The 22,574-nt window shown below is 42.8% G+C and carries 21 protein-coding genes and 1 tRNA gene; 10 read left to right on the top strand and 12 right to left on the bottom strand.

Features of this window, described 5'->3' with window-relative positions:
• Positions 1-864, top strand: an 864-nt coding sequence (locus ABWY16_RS01500; RefSeq protein WP_353902881.1) for a HEPN domain-containing protein, incomplete at its 5' end; no start/stop codon positions are given.
• The gene (locus ABWY16_RS01495) at positions 857-2,116 is read left to right on the top strand and encodes a hypothetical protein (RefSeq protein WP_353902880.1); all 1,260 of its coding nucleotides are present in this window, start codon (positions 857-859) and stop codon (positions 2,114-2,116) included. The genes ABWY16_RS01500 and ABWY16_RS01495, both read left to right, overlap by 8 nt.
• Positions 2,117-2,222: 106 nt before the next feature.
• On the opposite strand, the gene ABWY16_RS01490 is transcribed toward ABWY16_RS01495, so the two are convergent.
• The 3 genes from ABWY16_RS01490 to ABWY16_RS01480 all read right to left on the bottom strand — a co-directional run bounded on the left by ABWY16_RS01490 (position 2,223) and on the right by ABWY16_RS01480 (position 4,594).
• Positions 2,223-2,864 carry a phosphotransferase gene (locus tag ABWY16_RS01490; protein WP_353902879.1) on the bottom strand — a complete coding sequence of 214 codons (642 nt, stop codon included), beginning with the start codon at positions 2,862-2,864 and terminating at the stop codon, positions 2,223-2,225.
• Positions 2,865-3,337: 473 nt separating this feature from the next.
• A tRNA-Pro gene (locus ABWY16_RS01485) sits at positions 3,338-3,411 on the bottom strand.
• 157 nt (positions 3,412-3,568) lie between these two features.
• Positions 3,569-4,594 (bottom strand): GntR family transcriptional regulator, encoded by a 1,026-nt coding sequence (locus tag ABWY16_RS01480; protein ID WP_353902878.1) that lies wholly within the window; start codon positions 4,592-4,594, stop codon positions 3,569-3,571.
• 249 nt (positions 4,595-4,843) lie between these two features.
• Between ABWY16_RS01480 and ABWY16_RS01475 the strand changes: the two genes are divergently transcribed.
• Entirely contained in the window at positions 4,844-4,984 is a 141-nt protein-coding gene (locus ABWY16_RS01475; RefSeq protein WP_353902877.1) for a hypothetical protein, read from the top strand.
• A gap of 148 nt (positions 4,985-5,132) precedes the next feature.
• On the top strand, positions 5,133-7,583 hold the full coding sequence (locus ABWY16_RS01470; RefSeq protein WP_353902876.1) for a TonB-dependent receptor domain-containing protein: 2,451 nt from the start codon (positions 5,133-5,135) through the stop codon (positions 7,581-7,583).
• Between the two features lie 358 nt (positions 7,584-7,941).
• On the opposite strand, the gene ABWY16_RS01465 is transcribed toward ABWY16_RS01470, so the two are convergent.
• Together ABWY16_RS01465 and ABWY16_RS01460 are read right to left on the bottom strand one after the other, a co-directional pair.
• Positions 7,942-8,412 (bottom strand): Lrp/AsnC family transcriptional regulator, encoded by a 471-nt coding sequence (locus ABWY16_RS01465; RefSeq protein WP_353902875.1) that lies wholly within the window; start codon positions 8,410-8,412, stop codon positions 7,942-7,944.
• Between the two features lie 168 nt (positions 8,413-8,580).
• Positions 8,581-8,760: a hypothetical protein gene (locus ABWY16_RS01460; protein WP_353902874.1), complete on the bottom strand. Its 180-nt coding sequence runs from the start codon at positions 8,758-8,760 to the stop codon at positions 8,581-8,583.
• A 108-nt stretch (positions 8,761-8,868) separates the two neighbouring features.
• On the opposite strand from ABWY16_RS01460, the gene ABWY16_RS01455 reads away from it, so the two are divergent.
• The 6 genes from ABWY16_RS01455 (at position 8,869) to ABWY16_RS01430 (ending at position 14,215) form a co-directional block, all read left to right on the top strand.
• Positions 8,869-9,117 (top strand): hypothetical protein, encoded by a 249-nt coding sequence (locus tag ABWY16_RS01455; RefSeq protein WP_353902873.1) that lies wholly within the window; start codon positions 8,869-8,871, stop codon positions 9,115-9,117.
• A gap of 42 nt (positions 9,118-9,159) precedes the next feature.
• Positions 9,160-10,035 (top strand): DUF808 domain-containing protein, encoded by an 876-nt coding sequence (locus tag ABWY16_RS01450; protein WP_353902872.1) that lies wholly within the window; start codon positions 9,160-9,162, stop codon positions 10,033-10,035.
• 4 nt (positions 10,036-10,039) lie between these two features.
• Positions 10,040-10,759 (top strand): cytochrome c biogenesis protein CcdA, encoded by a 720-nt coding sequence (locus ABWY16_RS01445; RefSeq protein ID WP_353902871.1) that lies wholly within the window; start codon positions 10,040-10,042, stop codon positions 10,757-10,759.
• Positions 10,760-10,915: 156 nt separating this feature from the next.
• Positions 10,916-11,500, top strand: a complete 585-nt coding sequence (locus ABWY16_RS01440) for an RNA polymerase sigma-70 factor (RefSeq protein WP_353902870.1) — start codon at positions 10,916-10,918, stop codon at positions 11,498-11,500.
• Positions 11,501-11,506: 6 nt separating this feature from the next.
• Entirely contained in the window at positions 11,507-12,487 is a 981-nt protein-coding gene (locus ABWY16_RS01435; RefSeq protein ID WP_353902869.1) for a FecR family protein, read from the top strand.
• A 9-nt stretch (positions 12,488-12,496) separates the two neighbouring features.
• On the top strand, positions 12,497-14,215 hold the full coding sequence (locus ABWY16_RS01430; RefSeq protein ID WP_353902868.1) for a carboxypeptidase-like regulatory domain-containing protein: 1,719 nt from the start codon (positions 12,497-12,499) through the stop codon (positions 14,213-14,215).
• Between the two features lie 37 nt (positions 14,216-14,252).
• Here ABWY16_RS01430 and ABWY16_RS01425 read toward each other — a convergent pair whose 3' ends face one another.
• The 7 genes from ABWY16_RS01425 to ABWY16_RS01395 form a co-directional block, all read right to left on the bottom strand.
• Positions 14,253-15,164, bottom strand: a complete 912-nt coding sequence (locus ABWY16_RS01425) for a helix-turn-helix domain-containing protein (RefSeq protein WP_353902867.1) — start codon at positions 15,162-15,164, stop codon at positions 14,253-14,255.
• A gap of 13 nt (positions 15,165-15,177) precedes the next feature.
• Positions 15,178-15,936: an SDR family NAD(P)-dependent oxidoreductase gene (locus tag ABWY16_RS01420; RefSeq protein ID WP_353902866.1), complete on the bottom strand. Its 759-nt coding sequence runs from the start codon at positions 15,934-15,936 to the stop codon at positions 15,178-15,180.
• Positions 15,937-16,061: 125 nt separating this feature from the next.
• Positions 16,062-17,324 carry an MFS transporter gene (locus tag ABWY16_RS01415; protein WP_353902865.1) on the bottom strand — a complete coding sequence of 421 codons (1,263 nt, stop codon included), beginning with the start codon at positions 17,322-17,324 and terminating at the stop codon, positions 16,062-16,064.
• A gap of 329 nt (positions 17,325-17,653) precedes the next feature.
• Complete coding sequence (locus ABWY16_RS01410; RefSeq protein ID WP_353902864.1) at positions 17,654-17,917, bottom strand: hypothetical protein; 264 nt, start codon at positions 17,915-17,917, stop codon at positions 17,654-17,656.
• A gap of 197 nt (positions 17,918-18,114) precedes the next feature.
• A complete protein-coding gene (locus ABWY16_RS01405; protein ID WP_353902863.1) occupies positions 18,115-19,530 on the bottom strand; it encodes a calcineurin-like phosphoesterase C-terminal domain-containing protein in 1,416 nt (471 codons plus the stop codon).
• 4 nt (positions 19,531-19,534) lie between these two features.
• Complete coding sequence (locus tag ABWY16_RS01400; protein WP_353902862.1) at positions 19,535-21,034, bottom strand: DUF5689 domain-containing protein; 1,500 nt, start codon at positions 21,032-21,034, stop codon at positions 19,535-19,537.
• Between the two features lie 55 nt (positions 21,035-21,089).
• Complete coding sequence (locus ABWY16_RS01395; RefSeq protein ID WP_353902861.1) at positions 21,090-22,571, bottom strand: SusD/RagB family nutrient-binding outer membrane lipoprotein; 1,482 nt, start codon at positions 22,569-22,571, stop codon at positions 21,090-21,092.
• Between the last annotated feature and the right edge of the window lie 3 nt (positions 22,572-22,574).

The raw sequence follows: 22,574 nt of genomic DNA, 5'->3' as shown, positions 1-22,574 counted from the left end.
CATAAAGAACAGTTCTCGGCATTTATCAAAGTGCTTGCTGAAAAGTTTAAACCCTTATACATCTACTGTTTTGCTCAGTTTGTAGAGTCAAGCCGTAAATCAGGTTGCTTCATTGACAATTCTGCTGATGAAGCATGCAGGTATTATTTGCTGATGATTACTGAAAGCTCCACCAGAATCGAACACGAAGTACAGAATTATGCCAATGATCAGTTTCAGCATGGCACAATTACTTTGCTGGTGCATGGAAAAGAAACACTCACAGAAGCGGTAAGGGCTAATAATAGATTTTTCATCACTGTTGCCAACAGTGGGGAATTACTATACAGCCATGATGGAATGATCAGGTCTTTTCAGGTGCCTGATTTCATCCCTACGCAGGCTGCGGTAAAAGCCAGAAAGCATTACCGGCACCGAACAGATATTGCTACGGGCTTTTTGGAAAGCGCGATGGAATGTTTGCGTAAAGGAAAGTATCAATTAAGCGTATTCATGCTGCACCAGGTTGTTGAACAATGCTGTATCGCTTTGATTAGGGTGCATCTGGCCTACCGCTCAGATATACACAACCTGTACAGGTTACTTCGATTATGTGATAGTTTTTCTCCTGCGCTGTCGGTCTTGTTTCTGGAAGAAAGTGAAGAGGGCAGAAGGCTCTTTGATCTAATGGTTAAAAGTTATTCCGCTGCGCGTTACAAAGATGATTTCCATGTAGAACAATCAGATGCCGAGAAATTGTACAATCAGGTTGCTGTTTTCCTTAAACTGACAGGAACTTTGTGCAGTGACAAAATAGAATTGCTGGCGATAGAGGCAGAAGTTTACAAGCACTTGCAAACAGGAAGGGAGACTGATCATGTCTAGTTATTTCATTCTTCCATTTAATCCGGGCACGCGAAAACTCAGCCTGAAAACCCTGAATAGTCAATCCGCATTTAGAGCGCCGCAAAGGAAATACATGCCCATCTATATCAAGGAACTGGAATATGTAAATGAATTACTCACAGTACGTGTAAGAATTCATAAAGAGGAACCGGAGTATGTATACCTGAAGGTCACAGAAACTGCGCTGCTGGTGAGTTGCAGTGTGGATACGGATGAAAGCTATTTAAGCCGCAGTGCTTACTTTGGGCTGCTTACTATGATCGGACCGCATGAGACTTTTGATTTTGAGTACCATTACTGGCCTGGCTTTTTTGATGCAGTAACAGGGGTGTGTAAGTTTATGGTCATTACAAAGATGCAGGGGAGGGTGGTGTTCTATTTAAAAGCGAGATACCATGGTTTTTATAAACCGGGGCACGATCTGCCTGTGTTATCGGCTGATCTTTCTGTGCCGCGCAAGCATGTGCCCGCTATTCTGGAATCTAAAGCCAAAAGCGACGCGCCCGTACTGGGCTTCTGTCTGGCCGATATGCGTCCCAAAGCCTGGGGCAGTAACCACTGGCCTTTCCTTATCCCCTATGTCGGTGTTTTGGATAAAAACAAGACTGCTGTTAAAGGTTTTGAAAGTTATGTTTTTAATGATCAAAACCTGTTTCTGACAGATCTTGATGATGAACAATACCAGCTGAATGAAATTTGTTTTGAGATGAAAAAGATCGCCCTGATGGAGCATATCAGCATACATCAGGCTTCACATTTATGGATCGTGAAAGATCAAATTTACGGGAATCATTTCAAACAAATGTTTGAGTTATGGGAGCAGGCAATGCCAATACTTGCAGGAAGATTGTATACCCACTACTATTTTACATATGCTATGAGAAACGTAAAGGGTAAACCACGTAAGCAGGAGCTCAAGCCTTGTACTTTTAGACCTGAAATTCCTGAACTATGTTTCCTGTGGAAGGAGTTTGAAGGATATTACAAACTTGAACTGCGGTTTAAGCTGGGCAAGAAAATCTGGTTGCCATCAATTGATTATCCCACCACCTTCTTTGCCAATACCGCAGAAGATCCCAAAACCTTTTATCTGTTGAATTCGGTGACGGATTGCCAGTTGATGAATTTCTTCCATAAGACGGAGTACAGGCTGTTGATCATGAAGGCACACTATGAAGGGCGGTGTAAAGAATTTGTGGATCATCTGAGAGATAGGTACAGATTTATTTAGCGGCTTTAGTTCTTATTTTTTTGATAATAAACAAATTTAAACCGGCCACATCTATTGCAAATATGTATATATGGCCGGATATAATAGATAAAAAGGCCGCTTTACTTTATAATGATTGCCATGTAACACCATCTGGCTTGGACAGTTGCAAACATTGGGCTGCCCATTCCAGTTCTATTGCGATAAGCTTTAAAAAAATTTTTCTTAACCAATCTGGCATTTGTTTATCGGCTATTCGCTTAATATGTCTGGCACATGCAAGTGATGCCTCTCTACCGCCATCAGGCATGATTTCAAATGGTAGCGGTCCAGCTTCGAGATAAAGTGTGGGTAGCAACATTGAAAGATCATAGTTCTTGCTTCCCCGGGATGCGTGGCTCCAATCAACAAACATGGACTGATGACCTTTGAAACATATATTGTCGCTTCGCATATCACCGTGTACCAAGCAATCTCCAGTAATATCGACCTTTGATTCAGCATCTATTAAAGTTTGTTTACATTTATTAAACCATATTTCGGAACATAAGTTGAGACGAAGAAATCCTGATGGATTTGCTGTTATTTTTGACCAGATCGATATCGTTCCTTTCTGCTGTGCAGGTAGCATTGATGAGGCATTTATTTCTGAAATTGCTTTTATGCCAGTAAATAAATTATCAATATCACCTTTGCGCCAGGCAACACCATTGTTGCTGGCAGGCCAATAAGCATCACTAAGATCTTCAGTTATTAAAATTGGAAACATGGAGGACTGATCAATCCAGGCTATAATTTCGGCATCAGGTGACTGGTATGAGCGGATAGAACTATATGTTCATTCCTTAGCCAACTTGCCGTGTCTTGGTCGTTTGCCGCTTTTAAAAAAACCTTAGTATTATCTTCCAATAGGACACTGTATCTACTAGCTGAAGAAAGGCCACAATCTGGTACATTCCATCGCCTGGCTATTTTTCCGGTTGCTTGTTCTACAAGTTTTTCGAGATTCCTCAGGCTGATCTCCGGTTTGTTTTTCATTATGATACAATCAGTTATCAAATAAACAGCTGAGGATATAAAGTCGGCTATAAAACGGCCACAGCTATTACAAAAATATGATATGTGCGGATGAATACCAATCTATTCTGTTTGGATCATCCTAAATTGGTGTACCGAATAGGGCACATGTATAAATGAAAAAAACCTCTAAATAATTAAATTTAGAGGTTTTTTTCGTTTAAGTCGGGGTGGCAGGATTCGAACCTACGACCTCCTGCTCCCAAAGCAGGCGCGATACCGGGCTACGCTACACCCCGAACTTGACCAACAAGTCTGGTTATAAATAACCTTCGTTGTTGTTGGGATTGCAAAAGTACAACAATATATTTATTACGCAAATTTATTTTCCTGTTTTACGAATAAAATCTATCAGCTATATTGAATACCGGTTTTAAGTTACTGTAAAGCTGCAGATTACAGTGAATTTCTAACAGTAACTTTAAATGGAACAGCAATACGCTCAGCAGAATTCTGAAGGATAAGCTCAGCAGTTTTCGCGCCCATGAGCGTAAAATCAGTAGAAATAGTAGTGATGCCATCCAAAATGATCTTTTTAATAGGTATCTCATTGTAAGAGATAAGACCGACATCTTTACCAACTTTGAATTTCCCCTCAATCATCTTTTCTATGAGCATCACCAGGTCGTCCTCCACCAGATTAATGTAAACGCATCCACTTTCGATTTGTTCCTCCCGCAGGCAGTTCAGAATTTCGTGTTTCAAATCATATTGCCTGCAAAAACGGCGGAATCCCTGAATGATTTTTTTTGAATGGTACGTATTATGGGGGAAGATAAGTTTGAGTGTATGGTATTTATGCAGGAGATCCGCCAGCTGCTGCAGTGCCGAAAAGATATCATTTTCAAAATCTTCGTATACTGCACCAAAGTTGCCGCTGATCCCATGTGCCAGTTTATCCATCAGTATCAGTTTCTTTTTTGGCAGAGAGTCTATCAGTTCATAGCCAAGGTCTTTATCCTCATTGAAATTGGGGATAATCACGCATTTCTGATAACACCCTGCCTTATCTTCTAATATTTTTTTGAATAACTTATAGTCATTGTTATAGATATAAAAATCGATAGCGGCTTCATTACCAAGGGTAGCGGCAAAAGCATCATAGATCATCTTTTTATGGATACTCAGTTTATTGAAAAGCAGGAGGATTTTTGTGGGTCTGATGTAACTGGTTTGGGCTATAAAATATCCTTTTCCTGCTACCGAGGTCACAAGGCCCATTCTCTTCAATTCATTATACGCCCTTTCAATAGTGCTCCGGGCTGTTTCCAATGTACAGCTCAGTTCATTGATAGATGGAAGCAGGTCATGCTTCTTAATTTCTCCGGATTGAATACCGTCCAGGATCGAATTGATCAGCTGCAGGTACTTCGGCGTCATCGAGTACTCGTCAATACTAACTATATTCTGGATGTTGTTCATGGTAAAGGGTCGTGCTATCTGGTTTCCTAAAATAGTAAAACACACAACTTTATGGAGTTTTTGAAAATATATTTATATTCTTGAATGGCCTTATCTGCAATGAGTTAAAACGTTTTCTGCAGTTATGATTTGATATTTATGAGCGATAATTGAAGAAAACCCTCCAAATATTTTAATCTCTTTTTAATCCTTTCAGAATTGGTACAGTCTATGTAATAGAAGTTAGGAAAACATTTAAATAACACGCAAATGAAAACATTCAGAAATTTAATGCTGCTGTTGGTTACGGCATCATTGTTAAGCTCATGCTACGTACAGGAAAATGGCAGAGGCCGGGGTCACGGACACGGACGCGGTCATGGTGGACCAAGACATCACCGTGGGTACTAATATTCCTGAAGAATTATCAAGGGCTGCATATTATGCAGCCCTTTTTTTATGTGCAAATGTCTGATAATAAGTATTTAACGATTTAATTGCCAATTGGCTGTAACGTTTTAACAACAATTGACATCTTAAAGATATAAATGCTTTGAAGATGAAAAAATTAATTCCTTCTATACTGATATTCGTTATATTTCTTTTTATGTTGCCGGCAGCGCATGCGCAACCTGGTACCGGAAAGCTGTCCGGGAAAGTGCTGGACGAGAAACATGCAAGCTTATCCTACGCTTCAGTGAGCCTTTTGAAAGCAAAGGATTCTACACTGATCAAAGGATCAATCACAGAAGAAAACGGCACCTATGCTTTTTCTAACCTAGCCGACGGCCAGTATATTATCGCCATCAATATGGTTGGATATGCAAAAGTACTGAAAGGGCCATACCTGATCAATGATACACATAAAACTTATACAGTAGACCAGGTAGAACTGGCACCCACCTCCAAACAGCTGAAAAATGTTGAGATTGTAAGCCGTAAACCACTGGTAGAAAGACAGGTTGATAAAACTGTTTTAAACATAGAAAACAGTGTTTTAGCAGCTGGAAATAACGCATTGGAGATCCTGCAAAAAGCTCCTGGAGTAACAGTAGATAAAGATGGCAACATCAGTTTGAGAGGAAAAAAGGGAGTATTGGTAATGCTGGACGGTAAACCTACCTATATGTCCAGTGAGCAGCTGGCTAATTTATTGCGGTCCACAGAAGGCAATGCGGTGCAGTCCATCGAACTGATCACCAACCCTTCGGCCAAGTATGATGCCGCGGGCAACTCAGGGATAATCAATATCAAACTGAAGAAAAATAAAAATTATGGAACCAACGGATCAGTCAATGCAGGAGCAGGATACGGAAGGTATTACAAAGCCAATACAGGTATATCTTTGAACCACAGGGAAAAAAAGTTCAATATATTTGGGGATTTTAATTATTCGCGCCGCAAGCAATATCATAACCTGGATATCATGCGGGTGAACAATACAACCACAGATCAAACCTATTTCAACCAGACCAGCGAGGGCAAAGGCCCGAGGCGCAATTACAATTTCAAAGGCGGACTGGATTACTTTCTTGATGATTCCAATACGATAGGACTGGCAGTAAACGGATACAACGGAGGGGGATCAAATGATGCCAAAGTGTTAACGCTCATTGGGAGCCAGCCGCTGCAAACGGATTCTTCAGTGCTGGCAAATAATCCCAATCAGTTTAACTATCGGGGAATCACTTATAACCTGAACTACAAAGGAACCATCGATACCGCCGGACAGGAAATCACTGCTGATATCGACTACTCAAAATATAAAAACTCAGGAGACAATCAATACAATAATAATTATCTTGATATCAACGGACAGCCCTACAGATCTCCGTATATCTTCAGAAGTTTCGCCCCATCTGAAGTGAATGTGTTTGCTGTTAAAACAGATTATACTTACCCCTTCAGTAAAAAGATGAAGCTGGATGCGGGACTTAAAAGCAGCGTGGTAAGCACAGATAATAACTCCATATTTGAGAACTTCCTCAATAACAACTGGCAGAATGATGCCAGCCGCAGCAACCAGTTCAAATACGATGAAAATATCAACGCCGGCTACCTGAACCTGAAACGTGAATTTACAGGAACCACCATACAACTGGGCTTAAGGGCTGAGCAAACCAATTCTACCGGTAATTCCATTACAGAACAGAGGGTATCCAAACGCCATTATTTTAACCTCTTCCCAAGCCTGTTTGTCAACCACGTGTTATCAAAAAATAACGAGATTGGTTTTTCCTACAGCAGGAGAATAGACAGACCTGATTACGGTGATCTGAACCCGTTTATATCTTTTGTGGATCTGTATACTTATGGAATAGGCAATCCCTTTTTAAATCCTCAGTATACGAATGCCTTTGAGGTTTCCTATTCTTATAAGAAAACGATTAATGCTACATTCGGATACAGCCACACCAATGATGCGATCACAAGAGTGCTGTTATCAGATACTGTGCAGAAAACCTTATTCATCACCTCCAGGAACCTGGCCGTTAAGAAATCGTATAACCTCAATGTGAACTCACCACTGAATATCTTTAAATGGTGGACAACCAATAATAACCTGACTGTCTACTATAATAAATTCAGTACACCTAACTTACTTGGTGTTCCTTACAGTAGCGGTAAACTTGCTTTCAATGCCAATACCAATCATACTATCAGTCTCAATACAAGCACAAACATAGAGATGTCTGGTTTCTATCAGTCATCAATGGTAGAGGGTACCCTGGCGCTGAAACCGCAGTACGGTATCGATCTGGGCGCAAGCAGATCATTCGCCAATAAAAAGTTCAATGTGAAACTGGCTGCAAATGACGTTTTCAACCTGCAGAAATGGCGTATTACCAGCGCATTGCCGGGTCAGAATTATTCGGTATTCGAGAAGGAAGAAAGCAGGATCTTTCGTTTAACCTGTACGTACCGCTTTGGCAGCAATGATATCAAAGCTGCAAGGCAGCACAATAAAGGTTCAGCTGCGGAACAGAACCGCGTTAAGTCAGGAGGATAGTGGTTTTGTTGGCCGCAGGTACAGAAATTAAGTCTATCTGCCGAGCGGAGATACCAATATTATTTTGCTTTTTAAGGATTTTAAGGCCTGGAACCTGAGAAAATATCAAAGTAGAACCGGGCAACAGCAAAATTTTCTTAATTCATTTAGCAGTTAGTATTTTTTAATTTCAAATCCCAACTTTACGTTGTCAACGAGCCCGGGAAAGGAGACTCAAAGCGGCCCCTGATGAATACAAATAGAGAATTATCTTTCGATAATTATCAAACAGCATAAAGACTTTGCCCGATGGTGGATGCCAGAGGTAAATAGGTAAATAATAGTTAATAATCATTAAAGGCCGGTTTTCAACTGGCCTTTATAGTAAGATGGGTAAGCCAATTTCGGCTTTTGCCTGAGAAATCACAAGTGAACTGTGTACATTTCCTACATTCTCCAGGGTAGCGATCTTCTGCCGGAGAAATGCATTATAAGCATGCATATCAGGAATGATAATCTTTAACATAAAATCGTAGTTACCTGTAATATGATAACATTCGAGTACTTCGGGGAATTCAATCACGCTTTTTTGAAAGGAGGCCAGCGCATCTTCGCTATGGTTGTTCAATACAATCTGGGGAAACGCGACCATACTTGCCGTTATTTTCTCCCTGTCCAGAACCGCGACATATTTTTTGATATATCCCATCTCTTCAAGTCTTTTTCTCCTGTCAAATATCGGAGAAATTGTTCTGTTGAGATTGTAAGCAAGTTCTTTATTGGTTAGCCTTCCATTTTCCTGCAGCAGATTTAATATACCCAAATCCGTAGGGTCCAAGTGCGGGTTCATAATTGAGAAAATTTTACTTAGTGTAGGTTTATTTGGTTTTTGGTGGTTGATTATAGAATAATCAAATATAAGATATTTCGTTGTGTGCTTGCAAACTTGATTGCAAAAAAATATTTAATTTGTTAATAAAACGCCTGCAGGATAGTGTAAAGGCTGATCGCAGGTGTCTTATCCTTTACCTGATCCGGGATCTTCTTTCTTTTCTATATGGTGTTCTTTCAGCGCCTGGTTATAACCTAAATTATAACTGATCTGTCCCCATGCTGTCAGCATCAGTATAATATCTTCGTCTTTTAAAGGGCCTTTAACCTGATTCTGGCAATAAACAAGGAAATCACTTTCTGTCATTCTGTTATTTTTATTTTCGTGCAAAATACGATTTAGAGCAAACACATCAAAAGTTATCATTTAAAACTAAAACCGGCATCTGCTGTTTTTTAATCAAATTATACGATCATGGAATCAAATGAAGAAAAACAACTGGATATAGATAACAAATTGATTATTTCAGCAGAACAAGCCCCGACTACACCAGAAAAACCTATCAATGAGGAAATAAAGAGCGAAGCTTATAATTCTGCAAATGACACCGGTAACAGCAATGAGGATCTGGAACTTAGTCCGGATGACAACCCTGAAACTAACGTAGACGAATATGATCTGGAAGCTTTGAATGGAGAAGATATGGAGTCAGATGACTTATAATTCAAATCATATGTATATTTTGCAGCCATTTAACAAATAGATATGGCTTCAGGTTTTTTTGCGATTTTAGATGATATAGCTGCTTTAATGGATGATGTCGCGCTGACAGCCAAGATAGCGACGAGAAAAACTGCCGGTATTCTGGGAGATGACCTGGCCGTGAACGCAGAAAAAGCCACCGGTTTTGTATCTTCAAGGGAATTGCCTGTATTGTGGTCAATCACAAAAGGCTCCCTGGTAAATAAGGCAATTATAGTACCCATTGCCTTAGTGCTAAATGCTTTTTTTCCGGCTGCAATTGCAGTTGTATTGGTTCTGGGCGGATTTTACCTGGCCTATGAGGGAGTTGAAAAGATTGTTGAATTTATTTTTCATCGTCCTGATCCTGCTCATAAAGCTACTGTTGTCCAGCCTGCCGCTGCTAAACAGGATGAGGCCGGGGCAGAAAAAGCCAAGATCAAATCAGCTGTAACTACTGATTTTATTCTGTCTGTAGAAATCGTGATTATTGCACTGGGAACAGTTGCTGCAGAAAATTTGATGATACAGATTGTAACCGTTTCGATCGTTGCCATCTTAGCAACAGTGGGTGTATATGGTATAGTTGCAATTATTGTAAGAATGGATGATACCGGCTTTAAGCTCATCAAACGTTCCGAGGATAAAGGTTTTTTTGCAACCCTGGGACATTTTCTGGTTAAAGCGCTGCCTGTGATTATCAAAATCCTTGGTGTTGTTGGTACCATCGCACTGATACTGGTGTCCGGAGGTATTTTCGTTCACAACATCCACTTTTTTCATGATTTAATGCCTAACATACCTTCCATCATTAAGGAATTTGTACTAGGTTTGCTTGCCGGTTTACTTGCGGTTGGAGTGGCCACACTTGGTAAAAAGGTTATAGCGTTATTTAAATAAAAACATGAGTTTCCTGAATTTTACCCGCCCTTTGCTGGCTGGTATTTTACATTCTTTTGAACCTGATCATATTACGGCCGTCTCTGTGTTAGCTTCAGAACAGGCGATCAGAAAAAAAAGAATATCATGGGGCGTAATTTTCAGGGCTTCTCAATGGGCACTGGGGCATTCCGTTACCCTCCTTATTTTTGGCGGTATCGCGCTGGCTTTCAAAGCATCCCTGCATCAGTACATAACGAATATTTCGGAGTGGGCAGAGATTGCAGTAGGCCCGATCATGATTTTACTGGGCATCAAAGCGATCAGAAGTAATGCAAAAATCAACGACCTGATACTGTCCAATGAACTGGCAGAGAGCCATGTGCATACTGACCAGTCTAAGCCAATTCACATGCATGGCAAAAATGGCGAAGTGATTGCGGTAAACCCACTGACCCGCTCTTTCTGGGTAGGCATGATCCACGGGCTCGCCGGAACAGGAGGCGCTTTAACAACAGCGCTTGTAATCAGTGCTGCTACCATTCAGGCTTCAATCATGGTTTTGGTTATTGAATCTGCAGGTATCATTCTGGCAATGAGTATTTACAGCTATGTTCTAATATCTACTATGAGCAGGTATCTGCAGAAAAATATGTCTGTCTTTAAATGGATCAATGGAACCGCAGGTGTAGGATCTGCCACTGTAGGATGCATCGTGCTCTACAGGGTGCTCTCGGCTGCTTAGCTTTCTTTTCAGGGCAGTTTCTCAAATAATTTAACATCCGCATAAGGGTAAAGCCATTCTGGCGTGTTTGATAAGCAGAAGGGGATGAACTTGTACTCATTTCCTGGTAAATAACTATAATTGTTAAACAATGCTTAACCCTAAATCGCCGGAATTTTGGATTTGAATAACGAACAGCTTATACCCCTGTTGCTTTCAGGAGATGAGAAAACTTTCGAAGGTGTGTACAAACATTTTCTGAAGCCGCTGCATGTTTATGCGATCACTATGCTCAAAGACGAAGAAGCAGCTAAAGGAACCGTACAGAATATCTTCCTTAAATTATGGGAACGAAAGAGTACGCTCAACTTCAACGGCTCGCTCAAGGCTTATCTGTACAGTGCTGTCTATCATGAATGCCTCAACCACATCCGTCACCAAAAAGTTAAGCTCCATCACCAGGATCATCTGGTATACACCATGAAAAATACAGAGGAACACGACAGCGGTATTGAGCTTAATGATTTGAAAGGAAAACTTCAGCAGGTAATGAATAACCTTCCGGAAAAATGCCGCACAGTATTTCAATTGAGCCGTTTTGAAGAACTGAAATACCGCGAAATAGCAGAACAGATGGGCATTTCCGTAAAGACTGTGGAAGCACAAATGGGCAAAGCATTAAAAATTCTCCGGCACGGACTGGTTGATTACCTGCCGCTGATCATCTGGTTAATCAGCCAACAGTTGATCATGTTTAAATAGAAGGATATGGAAGAGATTTTAATAAAATATGTGATTGGCGAAGCCACAGCGGCGGAAGAAGAACAGGTATCAGGCTGGCTGAAGGAAAATAAGTCGAATGTACAGCAGTTTGAACACTTCAGACTGATCTGGGAAACGAGCAAGACATTACAAACAGAAAGCATACTGGATGAAGAACTTTCCTGGCAGGAGTTTAAAGCTATTGTAAACGAAGCACAAGCTGATGCAAAACCTGACCTGCCTGCAGGGAAACTGGAAAAACAAAAAAAACCGGTACGATGGATGCAGATGGCAGCAGTTTGGGTGCTCATCGCGGGTGCTGCCCTTGTTTGGTTTACGCAGTATTATCAGGCCAAGGCTGAACTGATCACCCTGCAGAGTTTTGATACGGTAAAAACAGATACCCTGGCAGATGGCTCCATAATTACACTGAACAAAAATTCTGTAGCCGTATACCCTGAGAAATTTACGGGCAATACAAGGGAGATGAAACTACTGAGCGGAGAAGCGTTCTTTAATGTAGCGCATAACCGGGAGCAACCCTTTATAGTACATATCAATGATGCAGCTGTCAGGGTAGTAGGCACCTCATTTAATATCCGCAATAATAAGACAAAGGCGGAAGTTATTGTGGAAACCGGGATTGTTGAGGTGAGCAGGAAAAAGGTAACCATCAGGCTAAGGCCCACAGAAAAAGTGGATATAGATTACGGAACAGGCAAGTTCAAAAAGGGAATAACCAAAGATACTTTCTACAACTATTACCGCACAAAGGAATTCGTTGCCCTGAAAACACCATTGTGGCGTGTTGTGGAGGTATTGAATGAGGTGTATAAGGTTGATATTCAAATCCCTGATCAGGTGCTGGCCAACAGGAAACTGACCACTACGCTCAGATTAGGCAGTCTGGATCCGATCCTGGAAGTTATTGCGATTGCTTTTAATGCGCATATTGTACACGAGGGTGATAAAATCATCATACAGTAGCTACGGGGAATGAAATATACCTTCAGCATTGTTTGTTATGTGATGATACTATCGGGATTGCTGATATCCTCTGCCCCCGCGCAGAGTAAACTCGATAGGGATATCAGCATTCATGTAAAGCAAACTAAACTATCAGCTTTGCTTGATACTATCGGGAAAAGGAACAGCTTTTATTTCTCGTACAGTAATGACCAGATCAACGCGGACAGCCTGGTTAACTTATCAATTGACCATCAGCCGCTGAGCGTAGTATTGGATTCCTTGTTTAAAGGCAATGTAGAGTATAAGGAGAGCCCTGGATATGTAGTGCTTCGCCTTGCGCCAAATGAGTTGACGCTGAAAGCCGAAAATGTGGGCGGAAAGGAGCAGAGTTATTATATCAGCGGTTATATCCTGGATGAGCACAGCGGACTCGGCATCCCCAATGCCAGTATTTATGAAAAAAGACTACTGATCTCCACACTAAGTGATCAGAAAGGGTATTTCAAGATCAGGGTTAAAGCTGCAGGAATGATCACGCTTACAGTGAGCAAGGAGTTTTACAAAGATGCCAGTGTGAACTTCCTGACTGATGTGACTATTGGGTTGAAACCCAGAGAGCCGGATTATAACCAACAATCAAACCCTGATAAAGCTGCTAAAAGCTGGCTGGGGCGAATATTCATTTCATCGAAACTAAGAACGCAGGGGATTAACCTCAGGAATTATTTTGCCAGTGCACCGTTCCAGACTTCATTAACACCAGGTTTAAGTTCCCGCGGGATGATGAGCAGCCAGGTAGTTAACCATTTTTCATTCAATCTGATAGGAGGATATACGGCAGGACTGGATGGGGTAGAGTTCGCTTACATCTTTAATATCAACCGGCTGGATGTAAAATATCTGCAGGTAGCCGGACTTTTCAATGTTACCGGAGGGAATTTTAATGGCCTGCAGATTGCTGGAATAGGTAATAATGTGTTAAAAAAAGTAAATGGCATTCAACTGGCCACTACTTATAATATGGTGACTGATAGTGTGAAAGGTCTACAGATAGGAGGGATATTTAACAGTACAAAAGGAAGTGTTAACGGTGTACAGCTATCTTCCATACTAAATTTCGCAAAGAAGAACAGTTCGGGATTCCGCATTGCAGGAATAGCAAATATTACTGGTGATACCGCAAAAGGGGCACAGCTCGCAATGCTATTCAATAAGGCAAAGGTGATGAACGGGTTTTCATTCGGCCTGGTAAACATCACTGATACGCTGAACGGCTACGCCCTTGGATTGCTGAATATTTCAGTAAACGGTTATCACAGGATCATGGCTTACTCGAGCGACATAGCACCTGTAAATCTTGCGTTTAAAACCGGTAACCAGAAATTGTATGCGGTACTTTCTGCAGGAGTAAACCCAGCTGACAGGCTTACTTACTTTACTTTGGGTTATGGTCTGGGACATGATTTTATCCTGAATAACCGCTATTCCATCTCTGCAGAAATTTCTTCGCAAACGCTCCTTGCAAATAAATGGAGCCAGACACATTCCGTAAACAGGCTGAGTGCATTGGTTAATTTCAAAATGAACCCGAAGATTTCGTTCTTCGCAGGGCCATCTTTTAATATGTACTTTGATAAGGGGCCTTTGAATGAACAGGAACAGTTCATTAGAAATAAGCCCGGCCTGATGGATATCGGCAGAAATAAGGCCTGGATAGGCTGGACTGCAGGCGTGTCTTTTTTATAGGGATTTAACTACCTGTCCAAAGCTTTATGCTCCATTCTTAGACTATACCACGGAACGAACTTGGCGAAAAGGTAGTTTCCTTTTTGAAGAAATTGGAAAACTGCGCAAGGTCATCAAACCCTAAGGTATAGGCGATCTCTACAATGTTCCAGTCGGTTTGCTTCAGTAAAATCTTGGCTTCCCTGACCACCCTGTTACTGATCAAACGTGTGGTGGTATTCCCGGTAACATCTTTTAAGACCTTGTTCAGGTGATTCACATGGACGGCTAAACGCTCAGCGTAATCTTTTGCAGTGCGCAGGCTCAGCCGCTGCTGTGTGGATTCCAGCGGAAACTGGCGTTCAAGTAGTTCAAGAAAGAGGGAGGATATTCTTTCTGATGCATTTTGGGTATTTCCAAGCGCTGTCATGGGTTGCAGTTTCTGACCGTAATGGATCAGTTCCAGCACCATGTTTCTCAACAGATCATACCTGTACTTGTAATCTGATCCCATTTCTTTGAGCATCTTCCTGAAGATATATTCAATCTCCTGTTGTTCTTCTGCTGTAATTTCAAATACGGGTGTTTGCCCCGCCTGGAATATGGGAAGTTCATCCAGTTGCAGCCCCGTCTTGCCTGACCATAAAAACTCCGGGGTAAAAATGCAGAACATCCCTGTTTGTTCGCTGTTTTCCGGTATCCAGTGATAAGGGATTTTAGGAGTGGCGAATAATAGGGCGTTTCCCTGGATATCGATCACTTTGTCTGCATATTCTGCCCTGCTTTTCCCCATCAGCCAGCTTATTTTGTAGTAGGCCCGGCGACTGTAGGGCATTACACGACTGCCGTCAGCCTTGTTAAAGAGTTTTTCGCTTTCAAAAATATTGAAATGACCAATCTCACGGGCAATACCATCAGGTTGTGCGGCCCCGTTTCTTTTGTAAAAATCGTCCAGTGAAGTATTGGTCATTTCTGTAAAGATACTATAAAAACATACCTCCGGAAACTTCGATGCGCTGTCCGTTTACCCAGCGGTTATCATCTGATAACAGGGAGGCGATCATCGGGCCGATATCATCTGGTAATCCCGGTCTGCCAAGCGCGGTTATACTCGAAATCATTGCGTTTACTTCCGGATTATCACGGACCATGCCACCGCTGAAGTCAGTCTGGATTGCGCCCGGGGCCACTGTGTTAACCTTGATCCTGCGCGGACCAAGTTCTTTTGCCAGATATCGGGTCAGCACTTCCACGGCACCTTTAATTGACGCGTAAGGTCCGCTCTCCGGTACAGATATGCGGGTAAGACCGGTAGAGATATTTACAATGCTTCCTCCGTCATTGATGATCGGCAGCAGCTTTTGGGTTAAAAAGAAAACACCTTTAAAGTGAACATTATACAGGAGATCAAGTTCCTGCTCTGTTGTTTTTATAATAGCGTTGTGGTGAGAGGTACCGGCATTGTTCACCAGGTAGTCTATCCGTTCTGCTCCCATAGCTTTCAATGCAACTTTAACTTCTTCGACGAAGGCATCGAATGCGCTGCTGTCACCAGTATCGAGTTTCAGCGCTATAGCCTGCACTCCTTCCTGCTGTGCGAGCTCTACCACTTTTTCTGCTTCTTCTTTAGCAGAGTTATAAGTGAAAATAGAATGAATACCTCTTTGAGCGAGGTTCAGTACGGTATTCCGGCCTAGTCCGCGACTGCCGCCGGTAATGAATGCGATTTTATTTGTTGCCATGTTTTGTCTTTGAATTACTGATACAAAACTATGGTGCTTAATGCGCTGGTGTTTGTTTAAATCAATCGGATGTTTGAGAATTTCAATCAATTCCACATATGGTAATTCAGCAAAATCACCGTAAACTAAGCTATGCTGCTTTTTCTGTGGCCTGTTTCTTTTACTATAACGCTCAGCACAAGCGCAGCCATTATCACTGCAATCAGAAAAATCCCCGCAGAGCGGAAATGGCTTTCATGGTCAGTGGCAACAGCCAGTGTTCTGCCGAAATAAATGGCGAAAACCGGACCCAGACATGAGGTTACACCAAAAGTGATAAAGTTAATCCCACCTGTGGCACTGCCTTTTACCTCATCGGGATTGGCTTCTTTGATCATCGTGTAAGGGATCATCGCTGCACCGGATGCAATGCCAAAAGCCAGCATGGTAATGATCACCGGAATAGTTGAAGGCGCAAAAAACAACTGCAGGAAACAAAGTATCATTATTGCACTGCCGCCGATAAGTACCGGTTTCCTGCGTCCGATTTTATCAGAAATGAAACCCAGCAGCGGACAGCCGATTACCCAGCCCATTGGCACCATCGCACTGGCAACCACCGCCGAATGCTGTGCTATACCCCGGTCCGCTACCAGAAAGGAAATGCCCCAGGTCATAGCAAAAACCGTGGTCGGTACAAAAAGTAAACCCGAAATAAGTCCGTTGATATAAGATTGTGGATTGCTGAAAACAACTTTGTAAGGCACCAGAATATTGCCTGAGGCCTTTTTCTGATCGGCAAACCGTTCTTCCCGGGGAGTAGTAAACAATAACAGCAGACAAATAATCCCACAGGCAGTACCCATGATGATCCAGAAAAGCTGTACGCTGAGTCCATTTTCTATGAATGGCCCGGTGATAAACTGTCCGGATGATCCGCCCAGCATACCCATACACTGGGTAGCCCCAATAGCTGTAGCAATGTATTTGGCCGGGAAACCTCGTGAGGCAAGATAAACGCAACCGGTAAAGGAAAAGGCCGAGCCTGCACCCTGTAACAGTCTTCCGGAATAACCCGTCAGTTCTCCCGAAAGAGAGAAAAGCAGACAGCCGATGCACAACAAGCCTGCACCAACCGCTATCGGATACTTTGCACCAAAACGATCATAGGCAACTCCCGCGATAAGGCTGACGATAGCATAAGAATAATAATATGTTCCCAGGATAGAGCTGATCTTAAATGCAGACATATCAAAAGCAGCCGACAATTCATTGATCATCACAGCAGGAGAGGAGCGGATGGCATATTGCAGCAGGTAAAATACACAGCCAATAGCCCATGAGAGTATAAAGCCTCTCTGTAGTTTCTTATTCTTTAAGGCATCTTGTGCTGAAGCGTCTGTCATCATATTATGCCGTAAGGTAGCAATATATTGTATATCATCAGTCGTATAGATACGCTTATCAGTGAAAATGATAAGAAATTGTGCTCATTACGGCTTTGATAGCCAGTACAATCTTTCTACCTTCGTTATTCATTAAGGCGTATAACGAATACTAATATTATTAATAAATATTTACGCTCCTTAATTGTGATGGGCCTTGCTGCAGGACTTATTCAATCAGTTTTTGCCCCATGAGTGTGTCAGGATCTCCGGCTTGAAAAGGTGTAGCCCTGTATGAAGACAGTCCCAGCACAAAACCTGCGATTACCAGGATAATAACCAATTTCATTGTACTATTCGTAAGTCTCCTTCAATACCCTGTCACGAGATTTCTCCAGCTCCCGGTTCAGCGTTCCGGCAGTATACAGTTCGGATACCTGATCGTAAGTGTATTTGAACGAATAAGTCCTGCCGGATTTGGTGCCATCAATAACCAGTACAGGGCCGTCAGCTTTTGCGGTCTCTGGCCTGGTGTGATAAATATCTACTTCATCAAAGCTGTCTTTGAAAGCAAGCGTTACAATTTCGTTTATTTTATCTCTGTCTATTTCGAACATACCATATTGTTTTTAAGGATCCTCCGGCCATGCAGCCCTTATAAAATGATAAGATACTCATTAATTATTAAGCAGCATAAATTGTAAATGCTATCAGCAGATGTTTGTTAAACAAAACAACCCCTGTGTAAGCTACAGGGGTTGTTTTCATTAGCAATTTAATCACTGCTTAAAAAGATGAATTTAAAAGGAGCAGCCTACTTTGCCGAGATCTCACTTTGGTACTGGTTGCCAAACTGGTCAGTGGCAACAACCTTTACCTTACTTGCAGACATATCAAGATCAGCAGAGAAGAGATGCCCGGTTTCGTGAGGTTCCACAAAATGACGCCCCTCGGGCTTGTCCTCACCCTGATATAATTCTACAGACAACGGATCAAAACCTTTTTCCTTACTAAGCTCACCAGCGGGCTTGCCATCCAGAAAATACGCTATTTTCCATTGGGGGTCATAGTTCCATATATTGGCCAGCAGGCGCATACGGTTGTCCTCTTTTTGAATATGCAGACTAAGCTGATGTTCTTTTGGCAGTCCGGTTGATTTGTAATATCCCTTGAGATCAACGCCATTGACTTCATACACACCATAACCACGTGGTGTACCATCAGTACAGATCGGCCCTGTCCACCAGGCACCACAGACTGTACCATGGTTATGCTCATAAACGCCATTGCTGAAGTTGTTATCGTGGTAATGTGTGTGGCCCGACATCACATGGACATTCTTGAACTCCTGCAGTACCTGATAGAAGGCAGCATTATTCTTCACGCCAAGGTAAACCGGAATGTGCAGGTTGATAATGATCAGCTGATCTTTGGCTACATGCTCCAGGTCTTTGGCCAGCCAGGCCAGCTGTTCCTCAGAAATATACCCGTCATAATTCCTTTCTGTACCCAGGTAACGCACATCATCGAGCACTATATAATGTGCCTGTCCGCGGTTAAATGAATAGTAGGTAGGGCCGTAAAAGTTTTTAAAAGTCGCATCCGATGTTTCATCGCCTCCCAGGCGGTAATCCATATCATGGTTGCCCAGAACCTGGAAAAACGGAATGCCTATTTTTGCAATGGCTGCATTATAGTCGGGAAACAGGGCGTGGTTATCCCAAACCATATCACCCACACAGATGCCATGTACTAAAGCGTCCTTTCCCAGGGACCGGATAGTTGCTATGGTATCAGGAACTGAAGTTTCCATCATTTGCTGTACATCCTTTTTATTTTTTACCTGCGGATCTGCCCAGATGATAAAATGATGATGGTTATCATTGGCTTTTAGTTTTTCCAGATTAAAATCGAAATTAGAACCAGCCTCTAGTTTTTCGTATTGTCTGGCAATGTTGTAATCGTTTTTAAACCGGTAACCGGCAGGTGTGCTCATGAAAATACTTTTTGCTTTTTCATTTGGCATTAGCTCAAAATATCCTTTTTCATCTGTAGGGACAACGGTAAAACCATCAGAAATAACTACATTTCGGATACCCTTTTTTCCGGCTGTTACCCGGCCTTTGACCAGGGTTGTTGTATCTGCAAATCCAAAAGCATTGGTATTAAGTGCGATGAAAGCGCTTCCGGCAATGAGGCCTGCGCTGCGGAGGAAAGATCTTCTGTTCATGGGTCTAGTTTTTAAGCGTGGTAAATGCTGTGCCTGTTTCGATTGTGCTCAATGGTGATTTTGCTGTCAGCGTGATACTGGTTACAGTTCTGCCCGCTATCCATTGTCCAGTTGATGCATCGTAAATACCACCAAGTTGCGAAAATGCACCGGTTGCAGGTAACACAAGCTTCGATGTATTGGTGCCACCCCCGTAAAATCCCTGTGTAAGTCGTGTTACAGGATTAATGGTACTGTAGTAGTCGGTATTTGTAATCCGGTAACCTACTTCAGGAGGTCCTGCTGCATACACCGTACCATTACCGCCGTACATAACCACATCCAGGGGAACTGTTGCAGCATTAACTGTAATCCCACGGAAAACCGCGATGCCCGCTACGTTACCACTATTGGCCAGTAAGTTGGTAGTTGCTGTTCCGAAGTCTGCCCCGGGAATAGTAGAATATTGTGTGCTGTTAATCCATATGGCTGCACTGATATCCGTAGAGCCTGCGCCCCAGATATTTTTGTTACCGCCAACATAGAAGAATTGCCCCTTGCTAACTTTACCTGCTGTAAGGTTAAACTTATAGCTACGGGCAGCGCCAACCGCCCATCCATTTGCAGGGGCAGGATTTGTGCCGGCATTGTTGCAGGTTACCAGTGAATAATTGGTTACGGAAAAATCAATATCCTGAGTGGCCATCAGCTGAATGTATTCATAATTATTATCACTCCCTGCCGGATCTGTAAGATATCCTGCAATGATTACCGGTGACGGTTTAATGAGCGGCAGCTCAAATACGTCGTCCAGCACCCTCGGCCAAAGCTGTATGTTGGTTTTGCCGCCGGCAGACACAATCACAGGAATACCTGTGAAATTTGCGCTGGCGGGAATCTTCTCAGCAGCGAATCTGGCTGAGGCTTCGGTATGCAGTGTGACCTTACCAAAACCATCATTGATAGTTTTATCACCGCTGAATGTATCACCGGGCTGAGGTTCTGGTTCTGTTACTGCTTTACTGATAGTAACCAGCGTGTTTTCATAATCATCAGGTGCAGCGATAAGGGCGGCCGACTGAACCGAGCGAAGTTTTAAGGAAGGTAGTTCAGCAACTTTATTTACAGCAGTTGCCGATAAGCCGCGCAGGCGTATACTGCCATTTACCCGGGTAAGGGTGGCGCCGACTACTTCTACTGTTACAGAGTCACCCTGTTTATAACCCGCTGCTGCTGCACCGATTTCGAGGGCTATACCTCTGAGCGCATTGCGGCGGAAGTTTTGTATCACCACAATACCAGGCGGAATATTGCCTGATGCAGCATCGGAAATCACTACACCGCCGATCTGTTTGGCGCCCGATAAGTTTGCTGTGCTTAAAGTAAGATCACTGCCTTTGTACAGGTCCTTTAAATCTACCACGGCAATCACCGGGCTAAGTGTTCCTTCTGCATTTTCGTTCTTCTTGCAGCCGGATAATGCAGCTAAGGCAATAAGGGGAAGGAATAAATATATCTTCTTCATTTGAGAAATGATCTGAATTTTTTTCATGAGTGCATTTGTATATTTCAAAGGGCGGCTATGGTTTTTGCCACCAAACCTGCGTGCTTATTTCATCTGGTCCCTGAGCGGCAACTGCTGCCTTGTAATGCTCGGGGTTGGAGGATTGTACATATACAGGATAATTTAAGCGGGCAGGCATAATCCCGTTATTGAGCAGCCCGGCGCCTTTGGGCAGGATAGGATGCCCGGTACGGCGGTACTCAAACCACTGCTCAAAATCTGTCCCGAACATCGAGTAATACTTTTGCGCATGGATCAGCTCCATTTTCTGGGCAAGTGTTCCAGTATTGTTCCATGAGATATCGGCAGCGGCCAGATAAGTTTCTATTGGAGTAGCAAATGCGGGTACCCACAAAGTGATGCCTGTTAAAGTGCCGTTATTGTAATAAGTCCTGGCATTTCCCGCAATCCATCCTTTAGCGGCAGCCTCGGCCAGGATAAACTGGAGTTCTGAGTAATTCATGATATTTCCCATCAGTGGCTCGTTCATCAGGCTGGTGGCGGAGGTGGTAGACAGGAAGTAAGATTTATTATCTACACCTCTTCCGGGTGCATAGCCACTCGGCACGCCTACAAAACTTCCCTGGTAGGTTGCTATAGAAAAGCGGTTGTTAGGACTCAATCGCGGATCAGCCCAGCGGTTAAGGTTATTGATGAAAAACTCCGAAATCCCTACAGCGCGCCAGTCCTGCTCGCGCACACCACCTATAAACGGTGAGGTGAGTGAGCCTACGCCTGTCCAGCGCAGGATGGCGGCATCATCATTACTTGTCATGATAGGGTAGGCAGAAGGGTTGGTATCTACGATTTCTTTGATCTTGGCAATACATGCCGCTGCAACTTCGGCTTTGCCCGAAAGCCTGAGCAGCAGGCGCAGGTAAAGGCTGTTGCCAAACTGGCGCCACTTAACCACATTCCCATTGTAAACAGGATCACTTGTACCACTTACATTTTTAGCACCGATCAAAAGGGTATCTGCAGTTTCAAGTTTTTTAAAGATATCCATGTATACATCCTTTTGGGTATCAAACTTAGGTGCAAAATTACCTTCTCTTCCCAGGTTGGATTCAGAATAAGGGATATCGCCATAGGTATCGGTCAGCAGGGAATATACCCAGGACTGGCAGATCAGCGAAATGGCCATGTATCCTCTGTCATAGGTTAAAGGCTGACTGGCAACAGTATAGATATCCTTGAAATTGGTAAGCTGCGTGTACCAGTTATTCCAGGTATTGTCAGCCCATGTCCGCCTGATATCGTAACGGAAAACCTTGCCTTCGCCATCTCCCGGATCTACAGTCACCTGCATCAGTTCATTGTTGAAATTCCGGTTGCGAAGCATATTGGTGCTTACAGTATTTACCAGTGCCGGCGCCAGCAATTGCTGCGGCAAAGCATTGGGTGTGCCATTGGGATCTGTGTTCAGTTCCTCAAAATCTTTTTTACAGGAGGATAGTCCAAGGGCAATAAACAAAAGGGCAGTTATAATCTTTTTCATTTT

It is taken from the genome of Pedobacter sp., from assembly GCF_040513095.1.
Taxonomy (GTDB): domain Bacteria; phylum Bacteroidota; class Bacteroidia; order Sphingobacteriales; family Sphingobacteriaceae; genus Pedobacter.
This window is presented reverse-complemented; position numbering and strand designations above follow the sequence as displayed.